This is a genomic window from Pseudomonas sp. BIGb0381 (assembly GCF_024809815.1).
Taxonomy (GTDB): Bacteria; Pseudomonadota; Gammaproteobacteria; order Pseudomonadales; family Pseudomonadaceae; genus Aquipseudomonas.
Map to the genome: position 1 here is coordinate 672,061 of NZ_JANUEN010000001.1, position 17,472 is coordinate 689,532.

Consider the following 17,472-nt stretch of genomic DNA (forward strand, 5'->3'; position numbering starts at 1 on the left):
ATTGATCCCCCGTTCGATCGGGTGGAATGGTTGAAAACCTATCCAAGAGGAATTTGAAAATGGCAGCAATTACTGCAGCGTTGGTTAAAGAACTGCGTGAGCGTACCGGCGAAGGCATGATGGATTGCAAGAAAGCCCTGGAAAAGGCTGACGGCGACATCGAAAAAGCCATTGATGACATGCGTGCTTCCGGCGCCATCAAGGCTGCCAAGAAAGCAGGCAACGTGGCTGCTGAAGGCGCTATCGCTCTGAAAGAAGACGGCAAATCTGCTGTTCTGCTGGAAGTGAACTCTCAGACCGACTTCCTGGCCCTGCAGGACGACTTCAAGGCCTTTGTTGCTGCCAGCGTTGAAAAAGCGTTCGCCGACAAGCTGACTGACGTCGCTCCGCTGATCGCCGCTCAAGAAGCTGATCGCCTGGTACTGGTCGGCAAGGTTGGCGAAAACGTCAACATCCGTCGCCTGGTGCGCGTTGAAGGTGATGTAGTTGGTGGTTACCTGCACGGCAACAAGATCGGCGTTGCAGTTGTCCTGAAGGGCGGCAATGTTGAGCTGGCCAAGGACATCGCTATGCACGTAGCGGCCAGCAACCCTGAGTTCCTGCTGCCTTCGGAAGTTTCTGCCGAAGCGATCGAGCGTGAAAAAGCTGTGTTCCTGCAGCTGAACGAAGAAAAAATCAAAGGCAAGCCAGAAAACATTGTTGAGAATATGGTCAAGGGCCGTATCAGCAAGTTCCTGGCCGAAGCAAGCCTGGTTGAGCAGGCGTTCGTCAAGAACCCTGAAGTCAAGGTTGGCGAATTGGCCAAGAAAGCCGGTGCTGAAATCGTTTCCTTCACTTACTTCAAGGTAGGCGAAGGCATCGAGAAGCCGGTCGACAACTTCGCTGAAGAAGTTGCTGCCCAGCTGGCTGCCGCCAAGCAATAAGACAGTTTTTAACTGTCGCCCGAAAGAGGCTGCCCGCTCACGCGCGCAGCCTCTTTTCAAATGGGCAGGCCGATTTTATTTGGCTTACCCTCGGAACTGGCTTACAAAGCCGTGTTCCGATGGCGCTGTGAGAGCGTCCAGCTAGAGTGAACGCAAGCCGTAAATGGCTCGCCAAGAATTTTTTAAAAATACGCCGCAGGAGAGATTCGCAATGGCTCAGCAGGGCAGTGGTTATCAGGCTCGCTATAAACGCATTCTACTCAAGCTTAGCGGCGAGGCCCTGATGGGCTCGGAAGAGTTCGGGATCGATCCCAAGGTTCTCGACCGCATGGCGCTGGAAGTCGGCCAATTGGTCGGCATCGGCGTACAAGTCGGCCTGGTGATCGGCGGGGGCAATCTGTTCCGCGGTGCGGCACTGAGTGCGGCCGGTATGGATCGGGTCACTGGCGACCACATGGGCATGCTGGCCACTGTGATGAACGCCCTGGCCATGCGTGACGCCCTGGAGCGTGCCAATATTTCGGCTATCGTGATGTCGGCTATTTCCATGGTGGGCGTGACCGATCACTATGATCGTCGCAAAGCCATGCGCCACCTGAACGCCAAAGAGGTGGTGATCTTTGCTGCCGGTACCGGCAACCCGTTCTTCACCACGGACTCGGCTGCCTGCCTGCGCGCCATCGAGATCGATGCTGACGTAGTGCTCAAGGCGACCAAGGTAGATGGCGTGTACACCGCAGACCCGTTCAAAGACCCGCATGCCGAGAAGTTCGATCATCTGACCTACGATGAAGTGCTGGATCGCAAGCTGGGCGTGATGGACCTGACGGCTATTTGCCTGTGTCGCGACCATAAGATGCCACTGCGCGTATTTAACATGAACAAGCCCGGTGCCCTGCTGAATATCGTACACGGCGGCGCGGAAGGGACTCTGATCGAGGAAGGCCAACAATGATCAATGAAATCAAGAAAGACGCCCAAGCGCGTATGCAGAAATCCCTGGAGTCTCTGAGCCACGCATTCGGCCAGATTCGTACCGGCAAGGCGCACCCGAGCATTCTGGGCAGCGTGATGGTGCCTTATTACGGCGCTGATACCCCGCTGAGCGGCGTGGCCAACGTTACCGTAAAAGATTCGCGCACCCTGCAAGTCGTGGCCTTCGAGCGCAACATGCTCGCCGCAGTCGACAAAGCCATCCAGAGCGCCGGCCTGAACCTCAACCCGACCAACCTGGGCGAGTTGCTGCTGATCTCCATGCCGGCCCTGACTGAAGAAACCCGCAAGGGCTTCACCAAGCAGGCCCGCAGCGCCGCTGAAGATGCGCGTGTTGCCGTGCGCAACATCCGTCGCGATGCCTTGGGTGACTTGAAGAAACTGGTCAAGGACAAGGAAATCAGCGAAGACGAAGAGCGTCGTGCCGTCGCCGATATCGATAAGCTGACCAAGGATGCCGAGGCCCAGATCACCAAGGCCACGGAAGAAAAAGAAAAGGACCTGATGGCCGTATAAGGGGTCAGGACGCCTTCATGGAAAAGACCAAGCAGACTGTGCCCTCTGTGGTGCCGCGCCATGTCGCGATCATCATGGATGGGAATAATCGCTGGGCGAAGAAACGCTTTATGCCGGGTGTTGCCGGGCATAAAGCGGGTGTCGATGCGGTACGGGCTGTGATCGAGGTATGCGCCGAGGCCAAGGTCGAGGTATTGACCTTGTTCGCGTTCTCCAGTGAAAACTGGCAGCGGCCCGCCGAAGAAGTCAGTGCCTTGATGGATCTGTTCTTCAAGGCACTGCGTCGCGAGGCCAAGCGCCTGAATGACAACAACATCAGCCTGCGCATCATCGGCGACCGCTCGCGCTTCCATCCGGAACTGCAGGCGGCCATGCGTGAAGCCGAGGCGATCACTGCTGGCACTGACCGCTTTGTGCTGCAAATCGCGGCCAACTACGGTGGTCAGTGGGATATTGCCCAGGCTGCGCAGCGACTGGCCCGTGAAGTGCAGGCCGGTCATCTGCGGCCGGACGACATCTCGCCTGAACTGTTACAAACCTGCCTGGTGACCGGTGACCTGCCGTTGCCTGACTTGTGTATCCGTACCGGTGGAGAGCATCGCATCAGCAATTTTCTCTTATGGCAGTTGGCCTATACCGAGCTGTACTTCTCCGACCTGTTCTGGCCGGACTTCAAACACGATGCCATGCGCACTGCGCTGGCCGATTTCGCTTCCCGTCAGCGTCGCTTCGGTAAAACGAGTGAGCAGATCGAAGCTGGAGCCCGGGTTTAAATGCTTAAACAACGAATCATCACAGCACTGATACTGTTGCCGATTGCCTTGTGCGGGTTCTTCCTGCTGGATGGCTCCGGCTTTGCACTGTTTATCGGCCTGGTGGTAACCCTGGGTGCCTGGGAATGGGCACGATTGGCAGGCTTCAACGCGCAGTTGCCGCGTGTGGTATATGCCCTTGTGGTGGCGGTGCTGCTGTTTCTGATGCATACCCTGTCGAGCATCATCGTGCCTTGGGTGTTGGGGGCCGCGGTGTTGTGGTGGGCGCTTGCGACCTACCTGGTGCTGACTTTTCCGCGCAGCAGTGGCCAGTGGTCCAGTGTCGCCAGCAAGTTGGTGATTGGCTTGTTGATTCTGTTGCCCGCCTGGCAAGGGTTGGTGGAGATCAAGAATTCGCCGATGGGTAACTGGCTGATCATGGCAGTGATGGTGCTGGTCTGGGGTGCAGACATCGGCGCCTACTTCTCTGGTCGTGCATTCGGCAAGCGCAAGCTGGCGCCGGCGGTCAGTCCGGGCAAGAGCTGGGAAGGTGTGTATGGCGGCCTGGCGTTGACGCTGTTGATCACACTTGTGGTGGGTGTGTTACGCGACTGGTCGGTGATGGACATCTTCCTGGCACTGCTCGGTACGGCCATCGTCGTATTCATTTCGGTGGTGGGTGACCTCACTGAAAGCATGTTCAAGCGCCAGGCCGGGATCAAGGACAGCAGCAACCTGCTGCCGGGACATGGCGGGGTGCTGGATCGTATCGATAGCCTTACCGCTGCCATCCCGATCTTTGCCGTGCTGTTGTGGATGACCGCTTCGTGAGTCGCCTGCAACAAGTGACCGTACTGGGTGCAACCGGTTCGGTAGGGTTGAGCGCCCTGGATGTGATCGCTCGTCATCCTGACCGCTATCAAGTGTTTGCCTTGACCGGGTTCACCCGTCTCAGCGAACTGCTGGCACTGTGCGTGCGCCACGTGCCGCGCTTTGCTGTTGTGCCCGGGCGTTCGGCGGCGCGGAGCCTGCAGGATGATCTGCGGGCTGCCGGGCTGGCCACTCAGGTGCTGGTGGGGGAGGAGGGGTTGTGCCAGGTCTCGGCCGATGCCGAGGTGGATACGGTGGTAGCCGCTATCGTCGGTGCCGCCGGCTTGCGTCCGACCTTGGCCGCCGTGGACGCGGGCAAGAAAATTCTGCTGGCCAACAAAGAAGCGCTGGTGATGTCCGGCGCGCTCTTCATGCAGGCTGTGCGCAAGAGCGGTGCCGTACTGCTGCCCCTCGACAGTGAGCACAATGCTATCTTCCAATGCATGCCTGGTGACTTTGCTCGCGGTCTCAGTCAGGTGGGGGTGCGTCGGATTTTGCTGACCGCTTCGGGTGGTCCTTTTCGGCAAACTCCCTTGGCGGAGTTGGAGCATGTGTCTCCGGACCAGGCGTGCGCTCATCCTAACTGGTCTATGGGGCGCAAAATCTCCGTAGACTCGGCAAGCATGATGAATAAAGGCCTGGAGTTGATCGAGGCCTGCTGGTTGTTCGATGCGCAACCGGATCAGGTCGAGGTGGTGATTCACCCGCAAAGTGTGATTCATTCACTGGTCGACTATGTGGATGGCTCGGTATTGGCCCAATTGGGCAATCCCGATATGCGTACTCCGATCGCCAATGCCCTGGCTTGGCCGGAGCGAATTGATTCCGGTGTGGCGCCACTGGATCTGTTTGCCATTGCCCGCTTGGACTTCGAGGCACCGGACGAACAACGTTTTCCTTGTCTGCGCCTGGCGCGTGAGGCGGCGGAGGCGGGTAACAGCGCGCCGGCGATGCTCAATGCGGCGAATGAGGTGGCGGTGGCGGCGTTTCTCGAACGGCGCATCCGCTTTCCGCAGATCGCGAGTATCATCGAGGACGTCCTGGGTCTTGAGCCTGTGGTGGCGGTGAACGACCTCGGCGCGGTATTCGAGGCGGACACCAAGGCACGCGCCTTGGCCGAACAATGGTTGAACCGCAACGCGCGTTAGGTTGTGGGCGCGATTGAGCCTTGGGGCACTGGATTGGAATGCGGAGAAATTAGATGAGTGCGCTTTACATGATTGTCGGCACCCTGGTTGCTCTGGGCGTGCTGGTCACCTTCCACGAATTCGGCCACTTTTGGGTGGCGCGTCGTTGCGGCGTCAAGGTACTGCGCTTTTCCGTCGGCTTCGGCATGCCGTTGGTTCGCTGGCACGACCGACGCGGCACCGAGTTCGTGATCGCGGCCATTCCGTTGGGTGGCTACGTCAAGATGCTCGATGAGCGTGAAGGCGAAGTGCCGGCCGATCAGCTGGACCAATCCTTCAATCGCAAGACCGTTCGTCAGCGTATCGCCATTGTTGCCGCCGGTCCGATTGCCAACTTTCTGTTGGCGATGCTGTTCTTCTGGGTCTTGGCCATGCTCGGCAGCGAGCAGGTGCGTCCTGTCATCGGCGCGGTCGAGGCTGACAGTATCGCGGCCAAGGCAGGTCTGGTCGCGGGACAGGAAATTGTTTCCATTGATGGTGAGCCGACGACGGGTTGGGGCGCGGTCAATTTGCAATTGGTACGTCGTTTGGGTGAAAGCGGCACGGTCAACGTCGTGGTACGTGAGCAGGATTCCAGTGCCGAGACCCCTCGCGCGTTGGCTCTGGACCATTGGCTCAAGGGCGCTGATGAGCCTGATCCGATCAAGTCCCTGGGCATCCGTCCATGGCGTCCTGCGCTGCCGCCGGTACTGGCTGAGCTGGACCCGAAAGGTCCGGCCCAGGCCGCTGGCCTGAAAACCGGCGATCGCTTGCTGGCCCTCGATGGCCAGGTGTTGGGTGAGTGGCAGCAGGTGGTCGATCTGGTCCGGGTACGCCCTGATACCAAAATTGTGCTGAAAGTTGAACGCGACGGTGCTCAAATCGACGTCCCCGTGACCCTGGCGGTACGTGGGGAAGCCAAGGCGGCCGCGGGGTACCTGGGCGCTGGCGTCAAGAGTCCGGAGTGGCCGCCATCGATGGTGCGTGAGGTCAGTTTCGGGCCGTTGGCGGCAATTGGGGAGGGTGCAAGACGCACTTGGACCATGAGTGTGCTGACCCTCGAATCCCTCAAGAAAATGTTGTTCGGCGAGCTCTCGGTAAAAAACTTGAGTGGACCGATAACCATTGCTAAAGTGGCGGGCGCTTCTGCCCAGTCGGGTGTCGCGGATTTCCTGAATTTCCTGGCTTATCTGAGTATTAGCCTGGGTGTTCTGAATTTGCTGCCCATTCCAGTATTGGATGGGGGGCATCTGTTGTTTTATCTGGTCGAGTGGGTGCGTGGTCGCCCCTTGTCGGATCGGGTGCAGGGTTGGGGGATACAGATCGGTATCAGCTTGGTGGTTGGGGTGATGTTATTAGCCCTGGTCAACGATCTGGGTCGACTGTAACGCTTCGCTGAATTGCGAATCTGCCGCATTTTGCGGCAGTTTGTTTATTGCCAGTTGGAATAAGAAAGGACTTCATGAAACGTCTGCTGCTAACTGCGGTTCTCACCGTATTGATGATCGCCGAAGTTCACGCCGAGTCCTTCACCATCTCCGATATTCGCGTCAACGGCCTCCAGCGGGTTTCCGCGGGTAGCGTCTTTGGTGCCTTGCCGTTGAACGTCGGGGAACAGGCTGATGACCGTCGCCTGGTGGAATCCACTCGTGCGCTGTTCAAAACCGGGTTCTTTCAAGACATCCAACTGGGTCGCGAAGGTAACGTCCTAGTCATCACCGTCGTCGAGCGACCTTCCGTCGCCAGTATCGAGATCGAAGGCAACAAGGCGATCTCCACTGAAGACCTGATGAAAGGCCTGAAGCAATCTGGCCTGGCCGAGGGCGAGATCTTCCAGCGCGCCACCCTTGAAGGTGTTCGTAACGAACTGCAACGCCAGTACGTTGCCCAGGGCCGCTACTCCGCGACCGTGGAAACGGAAGTGGTGCCGCAGCCTCGTAACCGTGTCGGCCTCAAGGTCAACATCAACGAAGGTACCGTGGCGGCCATTCAGCACATCAACGTGGTGGGTAACACCAAGTTCGCTGATGAAGACCTGATCGACCTGTTCGAGCTGAAGACCACCAACTGGTTGTCGTTCTTCAAGAACGATGACAAGTACGCCCGCGAAAAACTCTCCGGTGACCTGGAACGCCTGCGTTCCTACTACCTGGACCGTGGCTATATCAACATGGATATCGCTTCGACCCAGGTGTCCATCACCCCGGACAAGAAACACGTCTACATCACTGTCAACGTCAACGAAGGCGAGAAGTACAAGGTTCGTGACGTGAAGCTCAGCGGCGACTTGAAAGTGCCTGAAGACCAGGTCAGGGCCCTGTTGCTGGTGCAGAAAGACCAGGTGTTCTCGCGCAAGCTGATGACCACCACGTCCGAACTGATCACCCGTCGCCTGGGTAACGAAGGCTATACCTTCGCCAACGTCAACGGCGTGCCTACCCCGCACGATGAAGACCACACCGTGGACATCACCTTTGTCGTCGACCCAGGTAAGCGTGCCTACGTGAACCGCATCAACTTCCGTGGCAACACCAAGTCTGCGGACGAAGTGCTGCGCCGCGAAATGCGCCAGATGGAAGGTGGCTGGGCGTCGACTTACCTGATCGACCAGTCCAAGACCCGTCTTGAACGCCTGGGCTTCTTCAAGGAAGTGAACGTCGAAACGCCAGCCGTACCGGGTGTGGATGACCAGGTTGACGTGAACTACGCCGTGGAAGAGCAAGCGTCGGGTTCGATCACCGCCAGTGTCGGTTTCGCGCAGAGCGCCGGTCTGATCCTCGGTGGTTCCATCACCCAGAACAACTTCCTCGGTACCGGTAACCGAGTATCCATCGGCCTGACCCGAAGCGAATACCAGAGCCGATATAACTTCGGTTATACCGACCCCTACTGGACTGCTGACGGCGTGAGCCTGGGCTACAACGCCTTCTACCGCACCACTGACTACAAAGACCTTGATGTTGACGTAGCGAGCTATGCGATCGACAGTCTCGGTGCCGGTGTCAACGTGGGTTACCCGATCAGTGAGACTTCGCGCCTGACGTTCGGCCTGACCGCGCAACAGGATGAGATCAAGACCGGTGTGTACACCGTGGACGAGATCTTCGACTTCACTCGCAAGGAAGGCGACAAGTTCCTGAACTTCAAGGCGTCCGCCGGCTGGTCCGAGTCGACCCTGAACAAAGGCGTGCTTGCCACCCGTGGCCACTCCCAGAGCCTGACTCTGGAAGCAACGACGCCGGGCAGCGACCTGTCGTTCTTCAAGCTCGATTACCGTGGCCAGTTGTTCCAGCCGCTGAGCGATAACTACACCATGCGCCTGCACACTGAGTTGGGTTATGGCGACGGTTATGGTTCCACCAATGGGCTGCCGTTCTACGAGAACTACTACGCGGGTGGCTTCAACTCCGTGCGGGGCTTCAAGGACAGCACCCTGGGCCCACGTGGTACACCGAGCCGTGGTGTTGGTGTGACCGGTAACCAGGGCACCGTAGCTGACTCCGACAACGACCCGCTGCCATTCGGTGGTAACGTGTTGATCCAGGGTGGGGCGGAAATCCTGTTCCCGCTGCCGTTCGTCAAAGATCAGCGGTCCCTGCGTACTTCTGTCTTCTGGGATGTGGGTAACGTGTTCGACTCCAAGTGTGAACAGATCACCAACCCAAGCGGTGTGAAGTCCAGTACTGAGTGCAACGACGTGAGCCTAAGCAACTTGGCGAGCTCGGTGGGTGTAGGTGTGACCTGGGTGACCGCGCTCGGCCCGTTGAGCTTTGCTCTGGCCATGCCGATCAAGAAACCGGATAACGCTGAAACCCAGATTTTCCAATTCTCCCTCGGCCAGACGTTCTAAGCGTCTGACCCAAGATAACGACAACGGATTCTGTAGGAGTACATCGTGCGTAAGTTGACTCAATTGGTTCTGCTGGCCACCGTGCTGGTAACCACCCCGGCCTTCGCCGAAATGAAAATCGCCGTCCTGAACTATCAGATGGCCCTGCTGGAATCCGATGCGGCCAAGAAATACGCAGTGGATGCCGAGAAGAAATTCGGTCCGCAACTGACCAAGCTCAAGACGTTGGAAAGCAGCGCCAAGGGTATCCAGGACCGTCTGGTAGCGGGTGGCGACAAGATGCAGCAAGGCGAGCGCGAGCGTCTGGAGCTTGAGTTCAAGCAAAAGGCTCGTGACTACCAGTTCCAATCCAAGGAGCTGAACGAAGCCAAGGCTGTTGCCGACCGTGAAATGCTGAAGCAGCTCAAGCCTAAACTCGACAGCGCAGTGGAAGAAGTCATCAAGAAAGGTGCCTTTGACCTGGTGTTCGAGCGTGGCGCAGTGATCGACGTCAAGCCTCAATACGACATCACCCGTCAGGTGATCGAGCGCATGAACCAGCTGAAGTAAGCCATGACCGCGACTATCAAGCTCGGCGAGTTGGCCGAGTTCCTGGGAGCCACCTTGCGTGGTTCCCAGGAGAAGGAAATCACTGGGCTAGCCACCTTGCAGGAGGCTGGCCCAGCTCAGTTGAGCTTCCTTGCAAACCCTCAATACCGTAAATACCTCGTCGACAGCCAGGCTGCAGCCGTGTTGTTGAAGGCAGCTGATGCAGAAGGGTTTGCCGGGGATGCGCTGGTGGTACCCGACCCATACCTGGCCTATGCGCGGGTGTCACACCTGTTCGATCCGAAACCCAAGGCAGCCGGCGGTATTCATGCGTCGGCGGTGATCGCCGATGATGCCCAGGTTGATCCTGCGGCAAGCATTGGCGCCTTTGCGGTGATCGAGAGTGGCGCGCGCATTGGCGCAGGTGTGACGGTCGGTGCCCATTGTTTTATCGGTGCGCGCTGCGAGATCGGTGCCGATGGTTGGTTGGCGCCTCGCGTGACCCTGTACCACGATGTGCGTATCGGGGAGCGTGTAGTGATTCAATCGGGTGCCGTGATCGGTGGTGAAGGCTTTGGCTTTGCCAACTCGAAAGGCGTCTGGCACAAGATTGCCCAGGTCGGCGGTGTATTGATCGGCGACGACGTGGAAATCGGTGTCAACACGGCTGTCGATCGCGGAGCCCTGGCCGATACCGTGATTGGTAACGGCGTGAAGCTCGACAACCAGATCCAGATCGCTCACAACGTGCAGATTGGCGATCACACCGCCATGGCCGCCTGTGTAGGCATTTCCGGCAGCACCAGGATCGGCAAGCATTGCATGCTCGCCGGTGGCGTAGGGCTGGTGGGGCATATCGATATTTGCGACAACGTTTTCATCACCGGCATGACCATGGTGACCCACTCGATTACCGAACCGGGGGCCTACTCATCTGGTACCGCCATGCAGCCCGCAGCTGAATGGCGCAAGAGTGCAGCACGTTTGAGGCAGCTCGACGACATGGCTCGACGTCTCAAACAGCTGGAAAAGCGTGTTGGGGACGTGACCCCTGGCGGTAATGCTTCATCTGAAGGCTGATACCATTTCCATATCAAGTGTGCACAGCCGCTAGACTGCCTCCTTGATTTGCTAGCGGGGCGTGCGTTTAGTCGCCCGCCCCCAATCTTTATTACAGGCTTCCCCCCGAAATGATGGACATCAACGAGATTCGCGAATACCTGCCTCACCGTTACCCGTTCCTGCTGGTGGACCGCGTAGTGGACCTCAATGTTGAGGAAAAGCGCATTCGTGCCTACAAGAATGTCAGCATCAACGAACCGTTCTTCAACGGTCACTTCCCCGCGCATCCCATTATGCCGGGCGTATTGATCATCGAAGCAATGGCCCAGGCTGCCGGTATCCTTGGTTTCAAAATGCTCGACCTCAAGCCTGCCGACGGCACGCTTTACTATTTCGTGGGCTCCGACAAGTTGCGCTTTCGCAACCCGGTTACTCCGGGTGACCAGTTGATCCTGGAAGCCAAGTTCATCAGCTGCAAGCGCCAGATCTGGAAGTTCGAATGCCAGGCCTCGGTAGACGGCAAGCCGGTGTGCTCGGCCGAGATCATCTGTGCGGAACGCAAACTATGAGTTTGATTGACCCTCGCGCAATCATCGATCCGTCGGCCGTACTGGCCGCCGACGTTGAGGTCGGCCCCTGGTCGATCATCGGCGCAGGTGTGGAAATCGGCGAGGGGACTGTCATCGGGCCGCACGTGATCCTCAAAGGTCCGACCCGCATTGGCAAACACAACCGCATCTACCAGTTTTCCTCGGTAGGCGAAGACACCCCGGACATGAAGTACAAGGGTGAGGAGACGCGCCTGGTAATCGGTGATCACAACATCATCCGTGAAGGCGTGACCATTCACCGTGGCACCGTGCAGGATCGTGCAGAGACCACGCTGGGTGATCACAACCTGGTCATGGCCTATGCCCATATCGGCCATGACAGCGTGATCGGCAACCACTGCATCCTGGTCAACAACACGGCGTTGGCTGGCCATGTACACGTTGACGATTGGGCGATCCTGTCCGGCTTTACCTTGGTGCATCAGTATTGCCATATCGGCGCCCACAGTTTTTCCGGCATGGGCACCGCCATCGGCAAGGACGTTCCAGCGTTCGTCACGGTGTTCGGCAACCCGGCCGAAGCCCGCAGCATGAACTTCGAAGGCATGCGCCGTCGTGGGTTCAGCGAAGACGCGATTCACGCCCTGCGCCGTGCCTACAAGGTGGTCTACCGTCAGGGGCTGACGGTAGACCAGGCGTTGATCCAACTGGCCGAGCCAGCAGCGTTGTTTCCGGAAGTCGCGGTGTTCCGTGACTCGATCCAGGCTTCGACCCGCGGCATCACCCGCTGATCATGGCTACTCTGCGTATCGCGCTCGTGGCCGGAGAAGCTTCCGGCGACATTTTGGGCGCAGGTCTTATGCGGGCGCTCAAGGCCCGGCACCCTGCGGTGGAATTTATCGGTGTCGGCGGCCCGCTGATGCAGGCCGAAGGCCTCACGTCATACTTCCCCATGGAGCGTCTGTCGGTCATGGGCCTGGTCGAGGTGCTGGGTCGCTTGCGTGAGCTTCTGGCTCGTCGCAAGCTGCTGATCCAGACGCTGATCGAAGAAAAGCCCGATGTCTTTATCGGAATCGATGCGCCGGACTTCACCCTCAATATCGAACTCAAGTTGCGTCAGGCCGGGATCAAGACCGTGCACTACGTCAGCCCCTCTGTGTGGGCGTGGCGGCAGAAGCGTGTGTTGAAGATCCGCGAAGGCTGCGACCTGATGTTGACCCTGTTGCCGTTCGAAGCCAGGTTCTACGAGGAGAAGGGCGTGCCGGTACGGTTTGTCGGGCATACCCTGGCTGACAGTATTCCTTTGCAGGCTGATCGTGCGGCTGCCCGTGCCGAACTTGGCCTGCCCGAAGGGCCGCTCGTCGCGCTGATGCCGGGCAGTCGAGGCGGCGAAGTGGGCCGTCTTGCCAGCGTGTTTTTCGATGCTGCCGAGCGCCTTCAAGCCTTGAAGCCCGGGGTACGTTTCGTGTTGCCCTGCGCCAGCCCGCAACGGCGTGCACAAATCGAGACACTGCTGGTCGGTCGCAATCTCCCATTGACCCTGCTCGACGGTCGGTCGCACCTGGCCTTGGCGGCCTGTGATGCCGTGCTGATCGCGTCGGGTACCGCGACCTTGGAGGCGCTGCTGTACAAGCGCCCGATGGTCGTGGCCTATCGCCTGGCACCGCTGACGTTCTGGATTCTCAAGCGCATGGTCAAAAGTCCTTACATCTCCCTGCCCAACTTGCTGGCTCAGCGCCTGTTAGTGCCGGAGTTGTTGCAGGACGATGCAACGCCCGAAGCCCTCGCGCAAACCCTACTACCCTTGATCGACGGCGGCGAAGAACAGACCCGTGGTTTTGACGACATCCACCGCACCCTGCGCCGTGATGCATCGAACCAGGCGGCGGACGCCGTATTGACCTTGATCGGCCAAAAACAGGAAGCTTTATGAGCACGCAAATAGGCCTGGATTTCAGCCTGGTTGCCCAAACCCACGAACTGGTGGCCGGTGTTGACGAAGTGGGGCGCGGTCCGCTGTGTGGTGCGGTGGTTACGGCGGCCGTGATCCTTGATCCGAACCGTCCGATCCTGGGCCTCAACGACTCGAAAAAACTCACTGAAGCGCGTCGTGAGAAACTCTACGACGAAATCTGTGAAAAGGCCCTGAGCTGGCATATCGCCCGGGCTGAAGTCGAAGAAATCGACGAATTGAACATTCTGCACGCCACAATGCTGGCCATGCAGCGTGCCGTTGAAGGTCTGCATATCACCCCAAAACTGGCGATGATCGACGGCAACCGTTGCCCGAAGCTGGCGATGCCGGCTGAAGCGGTGGTCAAGGGCGATAGCAAGGTGCCCGCCATTGCAGCGGCGTCGATCCTGGCCAAGGTCAGCCGAGACCGTGAAATGGCGGCGTTCGAATTGATCTACCCCGGCTACGGCATCGGAGGGCACAAGGGCTATCCGACGCCCGTTCATCTGGAAGCCCTGGCCCGTCTCGGTCCAACGCCGATCCACCGGCGCTCGTTTGCCCCGGTGCGCCAGGCTTATGAGCTGCGCGAGAACCTCAGCGAGGTTTAGTCGCAAGGCTGATGTTTTTGCCAAGGCCCGGTACAATCCCGGGCCTTGTTGTTTCTAAGTTTCTGGACAGGATCACTATGCCGGCTTCATTCGTTCACCTGCGCCTGCACACTGAATACTCCCTGGTCGACGGCCTGGTACGGATCAAACCGCTGGTCAAGACCCTGGTGGGCATGAACATGCCTGCGGTCGCGGTTACCGATCAAAACAACATGTGCTCCCTGGTCAAGTTCTACAAGAACGCCATGGGCGCCGGCATCAAGCCGATCTGCGGCGCCGACCTGTGGCTGTCCAACAAAGACCCGGATAACCCCCTGAGCCGCATCAGCCTCCTGGCGATGAATGGCGTGGGTTATCGCAACCTCACCGAATTGATTTCCCGTGGCTTTATCGACGGTCAGCGCAACGGCTCGATCATCATCGAGCGCGAATGGGTCGCCGAGGCCAGCGAAGGCCTGATCATGCTGTCGGCCGCCAAAGAGGGCGAGATCGGTATCGCGCTGCTGGGCGGTAATCCCCATGAAGCCGAAGTGCTGGCGAGGGAGTGGATGCAGGTCTTCCCCGACCGTTTCTACCTGGAAGTCCAGCGCACCAATCGTCCCAACGATGAAGAGCATCTGCACGCCGCCGTGGCCCTGGCCGACAAGCTGGGCGCGCCGTTGGTGGCGACCAACGATGTGCGCTTTATCAAGAAGGAAGATTTCGAGGCCCACGAAACCCGCGTGTGCATCGGCGAAGGCCGGGCCCTGGATGACCCGCGCCGCTCCAAGAACTACAGCGAAGAGCAGTACCTCAAGAGCGCGGAGGAGATGGCCGAGCTGTTCAGCGACCTGCCCGAGGCCCTGGAAAACTCCGTTGAGATCGCCAAACGCTGCAATATCGAAGTGAAGCTGGGCAAACACTTTTTGCCCAACTTCCCGATTCCCGATGGCATGACCATCGATGAGTATTTCCGCAAGGTGTCGTTTGATGGTCTGGAGGAGCGTCTGTCCGTCCTGCTGCCCAAGGACACCACCGAAGATTACGAGGCCAAGCGCCAGGTCTACGTCGACCGGCTGAATTTCGAGCTGGATATCATCATCCAGATGGGGTTCCCCGGTTACTTCCTGATCGTGATGGACTTTATCCAGTGGGCCAAGAGCAACGGCGTACCGGTAGGTCCGGGCCGGGGGTCGGGTGCTGGCTCGCTGGTCGCCTATGTTCAGAAGATCACCGACCTCGATCCACTGGAATACGACCTGCTGTTCGAACGGTTCCTGAACCCGGAACGGGTCTCCATGCCCGACTTCGACGTCGACTTCTGCATGGACGGCCGGGACCGCGTGATCGAATACGTGGCCGAGAAATACGGCCGCAACGCTGTGAGCCAGATCATCACCTTCGGTTCCATGGCGGCCAAGGCGGTAATCCGTGACGTGGCGCGGGTGCAGGGCAAGTCCTACGGCCTGGCGGACCGCCTGTCGAAGATGATCCCGTTCGAAGTCGGCATGACCCTGGAAAAAGCCTACGAGCAGGAAGAGATCCTGCGCGACTTCATCAAGGTCGATGAAGAAGCCGCCGAAATCTGGGACATGGCGCGCAAGCTCGAAGGCGTGGTGCGTAACGTCGGTAAACACGCCGGTGGCGTGGTTATCGCGCCGACCAAGCTGACCGACTTCTCTCCGATCTATTGCGATGAAGAGGGCGGCGGCCTGGTTACCCAGTTCGACAAGGACGATGTGGAGGCGGCCGGCCTGGTGAAGTTCGACTTCCTCGGCCTGCGGACCCTGACGATCATCGACTGGGCGCTCAAGACCATCAACCGCGACCGCGCCAAGGTCAACGAAGAACCACTGGATATCGCGTTTATCCCGCTGGACGACAAGCCGACCTACACCTTGCTGCAAAAAGCCGAAACCACGGCGGTGTTCCAGCTTGAATCCCGCGGCATGAAAGAGCTGATCAAAAAGCTCAAGCCCGACTGCCTGGAAGACTTGATCGCACTGGTGGCGCTGTTCCGTCCGGGCCCGCTGCAATCGGGCATGGTGGATGACTTCATCAACCGTAAGCACGGCCGCGCCGAGTTGGCGTACCCGCACTCCGATTACCAGTACGAAGGCCTCAAGCCGGTATTGGCGCCGACCTACGGCATCATCCTGTACCAGGAACAGGTGATGCAGATCGCCCAGGTGATGGCCGGCTACACCCTCGGTGGCGCGGACATGCTGCGGCGTGCCATGGGTAAGAAAAAGCCCGAGGAAATGGCCAAGCAGCGCGGCGGTTTCATTGAAGGGTGCGCCACCAACAATATTGACGCCGACCTCGCCGGTAACATTTTCGACCTAGTAGAAAAATTCGCCGGTTATGGCTTCAACAAATCCCACTCCGCCGCCTACGGCCTGGTGTCGTACCAGACCGCCTGGCTGAAAGCCCACTACCCGGCGCCGTTCATGGCTGCGGTACTCTCGGCGGATATGCACAACACCGACAAGGTCGTGACCTTGATCGAGGAAGTGCGCACCATGAAGCTGCGCCTCGACGCACCGGACGTGAACGCCTCGGAGTTCAAGTTCACGGTGAACGACGAAGGTCGCATCATCTATGGCCTGGGCGCTATCAAGGGCGTGGGCGAAGGCCCGGTGGAAGCCATCACCGAAGCGCGCCAGGACGGGCCGTTCAAGGATTTGTTCGACTTCTGCGCGCGGGTTGACCTCAAGCGCATCAACAAACGCACCCTCGATGGCCTGATCCGCAGCGGCGCACTCGACCGTCTTGGGCCGTATTTTCATGATGAGCCGAAGGCTTACCAGGCGAATATCGACCGCAACCGCGCGGTGCTGCTCACCGCCATGGAAGAAGCGATCAAGGCCGCCGAACAGACCGCTCGGACCCACGACAGCGGTCACGCCGACCTGTTTGGCGGGTTGTTCGTCGAAGAAGATGCCGATGTGTACGCCAACCATCGCAAGGCCAAGGAGCTGACCCTCAAGGAACGCCTCAAGGGTGAGAAAGACACCTTGGGCCTCTACCTCACCGGCCACCCGATTGACGAATATGAAGGCGAAATCCGCCGCTTCGCCCGTCAGCGCATCATCGACCTGAAACCGGCGCGGGATACCCAGACCGTCGCCGGCATGATCATCGCCCTGCGGGTGATGAAAAATAAAAAAGGCGACAAGATGGGCTTTATCACCCTCGACGACCGCTCGGGCCGGATCGAAGCGTCGCTGTTTGCCGACGCCTTTCACTCTGCGCAGTCGCTGCTGCAGACCGACGCCATGGTGGTGGTGGAAGGGGAGGTCAGCAACGATGACTTCTCTGGCGGCCTGCGTCTGCGGATCAAGCGGGTGATGAGCATGGAAGATGCACGCACCAACCTGGCCGAAAGCCTGCGCCTGAAGGTGAAAACCGAAGCCCTCAAGGGCGATCAGCTACGCTGGTTGGGTGACCTGCTCAAGCGTCATCGCGGCGCTTGCCCGGTGACCATGGAGTACACCGGCAACGACGCCAAGGCGATGTTGCAGTTCGGTGAGACCTGGCGAATTGATCCTGCTGATGGCTTGATTCAAGCTTTGCGTGACCAGTTCGGCCGTGACAACGTCTTCCTCCAATACCGTTGACGGTCAGAGCGCCTGACCTCGGCTGAACATTTAATCTCGACCTAAACGCGCCTCTCCCTTAAGGTAGGGCGCGAATAGACAACCGGCTGGCCAGGCAACC

The 17,472-nt window shown here is 58.9% G+C and carries 15 protein-coding genes; all 15 read left to right on the forward strand.

The genetic code is table 11. The features are described from left to right. The first annotated feature begins 59 nt into the window (after positions 1 to 59). Positions 60 to 923, forward strand: a complete 864-nt coding sequence (gene tsf / locus M2397_RS03300; protein ID WP_065926460.1) for a translation elongation factor Ts — start codon at positions 60 to 62, stop codon at positions 921 to 923. 211 nt (positions 924 to 1,134) lie between these two features. Next, a complete protein-coding gene (gene pyrH / locus M2397_RS03305; RefSeq protein ID WP_003172271.1) occupies positions 1,135 to 1,878 on the forward strand; it encodes a UMP kinase in 744 nt (247 codons plus the stop codon). Further along, a complete protein-coding gene (gene frr / locus M2397_RS03310; RefSeq protein ID WP_016974404.1) occupies positions 1,875 to 2,432 on the forward strand; it encodes a ribosome recycling factor in 558 nt (185 codons plus the stop codon). Before pyrH ends, frr begins: the two co-directional genes overlap by 4 nt. A 17-nt stretch (positions 2,433 to 2,449) precedes the next feature. Further along, complete coding sequence (uppS, locus tag M2397_RS03315; RefSeq protein WP_167654844.1) at positions 2,450 to 3,205, forward strand: polyprenyl diphosphate synthase; 756 nt, start codon at positions 2,450 to 2,452, stop codon at positions 3,203 to 3,205. Then, positions 3,206 to 4,015 carry a phosphatidate cytidylyltransferase gene (locus M2397_RS03320; protein WP_145335049.1) on the forward strand — a complete coding sequence of 270 codons (810 nt, stop codon included), beginning with the start codon at positions 3,206 to 3,208 and terminating at the stop codon, positions 4,013 to 4,015. Beyond that, on the forward strand, positions 4,012 to 5,202 hold the full coding sequence (gene ispC, locus M2397_RS03325; protein ID WP_131697254.1) for a 1-deoxy-D-xylulose-5-phosphate reductoisomerase: 1,191 nt from the start codon (positions 4,012 to 4,014) through the stop codon (positions 5,200 to 5,202). The genes M2397_RS03320 and ispC overlap by 4 nt, the downstream gene beginning before the upstream one ends. A 53-nt stretch (positions 5,203 to 5,255) precedes the next feature. Beyond that, positions 5,256 to 6,608 carry a sigma E protease regulator RseP gene (gene rseP, locus M2397_RS03330; protein WP_131697253.1) on the forward strand — a complete coding sequence of 451 codons (1,353 nt, stop codon included), beginning with the start codon at positions 5,256 to 5,258 and terminating at the stop codon, positions 6,606 to 6,608. Positions 6,609 to 6,682: 74 nt separating this feature from the next. After that, positions 6,683 to 9,070: an outer membrane protein assembly factor BamA gene (bamA, locus tag M2397_RS03335; RefSeq protein WP_131697252.1), complete on the forward strand. Its 2,388-nt coding sequence runs from the start codon at positions 6,683 to 6,685 to the stop codon at positions 9,068 to 9,070. 45 nt (positions 9,071 to 9,115) lie between these two features. Then, positions 9,116 to 9,619, forward strand: a complete 504-nt coding sequence (locus M2397_RS03340) for an OmpH family outer membrane protein (protein WP_003172279.1) — start codon at positions 9,116 to 9,118, stop codon at positions 9,617 to 9,619. Positions 9,620 to 9,622: 3 nt separating this feature from the next. Then, on the forward strand, positions 9,623 to 10,678 hold the full coding sequence (lpxD, locus tag M2397_RS03345) for a UDP-3-O-(3-hydroxymyristoyl)glucosamine N-acyltransferase (RefSeq protein WP_131697251.1): 1,056 nt from the start codon (positions 9,623 to 9,625) through the stop codon (positions 10,676 to 10,678). 110 nt (positions 10,679 to 10,788) lie between these two features. Next, entirely contained in the window at positions 10,789 to 11,229 is a 441-nt protein-coding gene (fabZ, locus tag M2397_RS03350; RefSeq protein WP_003172281.1) for a 3-hydroxyacyl-ACP dehydratase FabZ, read from the forward strand. Then, entirely contained in the window at positions 11,226 to 12,002 is a 777-nt protein-coding gene (gene lpxA, locus M2397_RS03355; RefSeq protein WP_025855134.1) for an acyl-ACP--UDP-N-acetylglucosamine O-acyltransferase, read from the forward strand. The genes fabZ and lpxA overlap by 4 nt, the downstream gene beginning before the upstream one ends. A gap of 2 nt (positions 12,003 to 12,004) precedes the next feature. Beyond that, positions 12,005 to 13,144: a lipid-A-disaccharide synthase gene (lpxB, locus tag M2397_RS03360; protein WP_065926454.1), complete on the forward strand. Its 1,140-nt coding sequence runs from the start codon at positions 12,005 to 12,007 to the stop codon at positions 13,142 to 13,144. After that, positions 13,141 to 13,773, forward strand: a complete 633-nt coding sequence (gene rnhB, locus M2397_RS03365) for a ribonuclease HII (protein WP_027604470.1) — start codon at positions 13,141 to 13,143, stop codon at positions 13,771 to 13,773. The genes lpxB and rnhB overlap by 4 nt, the downstream gene beginning before the upstream one ends. 77 nt (positions 13,774 to 13,850) lie before the next feature. Then, positions 13,851 to 17,372, forward strand: a complete 3,522-nt coding sequence (gene dnaE, locus M2397_RS03370) for a DNA polymerase III subunit alpha (protein WP_131697250.1) — start codon at positions 13,851 to 13,853, stop codon at positions 17,370 to 17,372. The last annotated feature ends 100 nt before the right edge of the window (positions 17,373 to 17,472 follow it).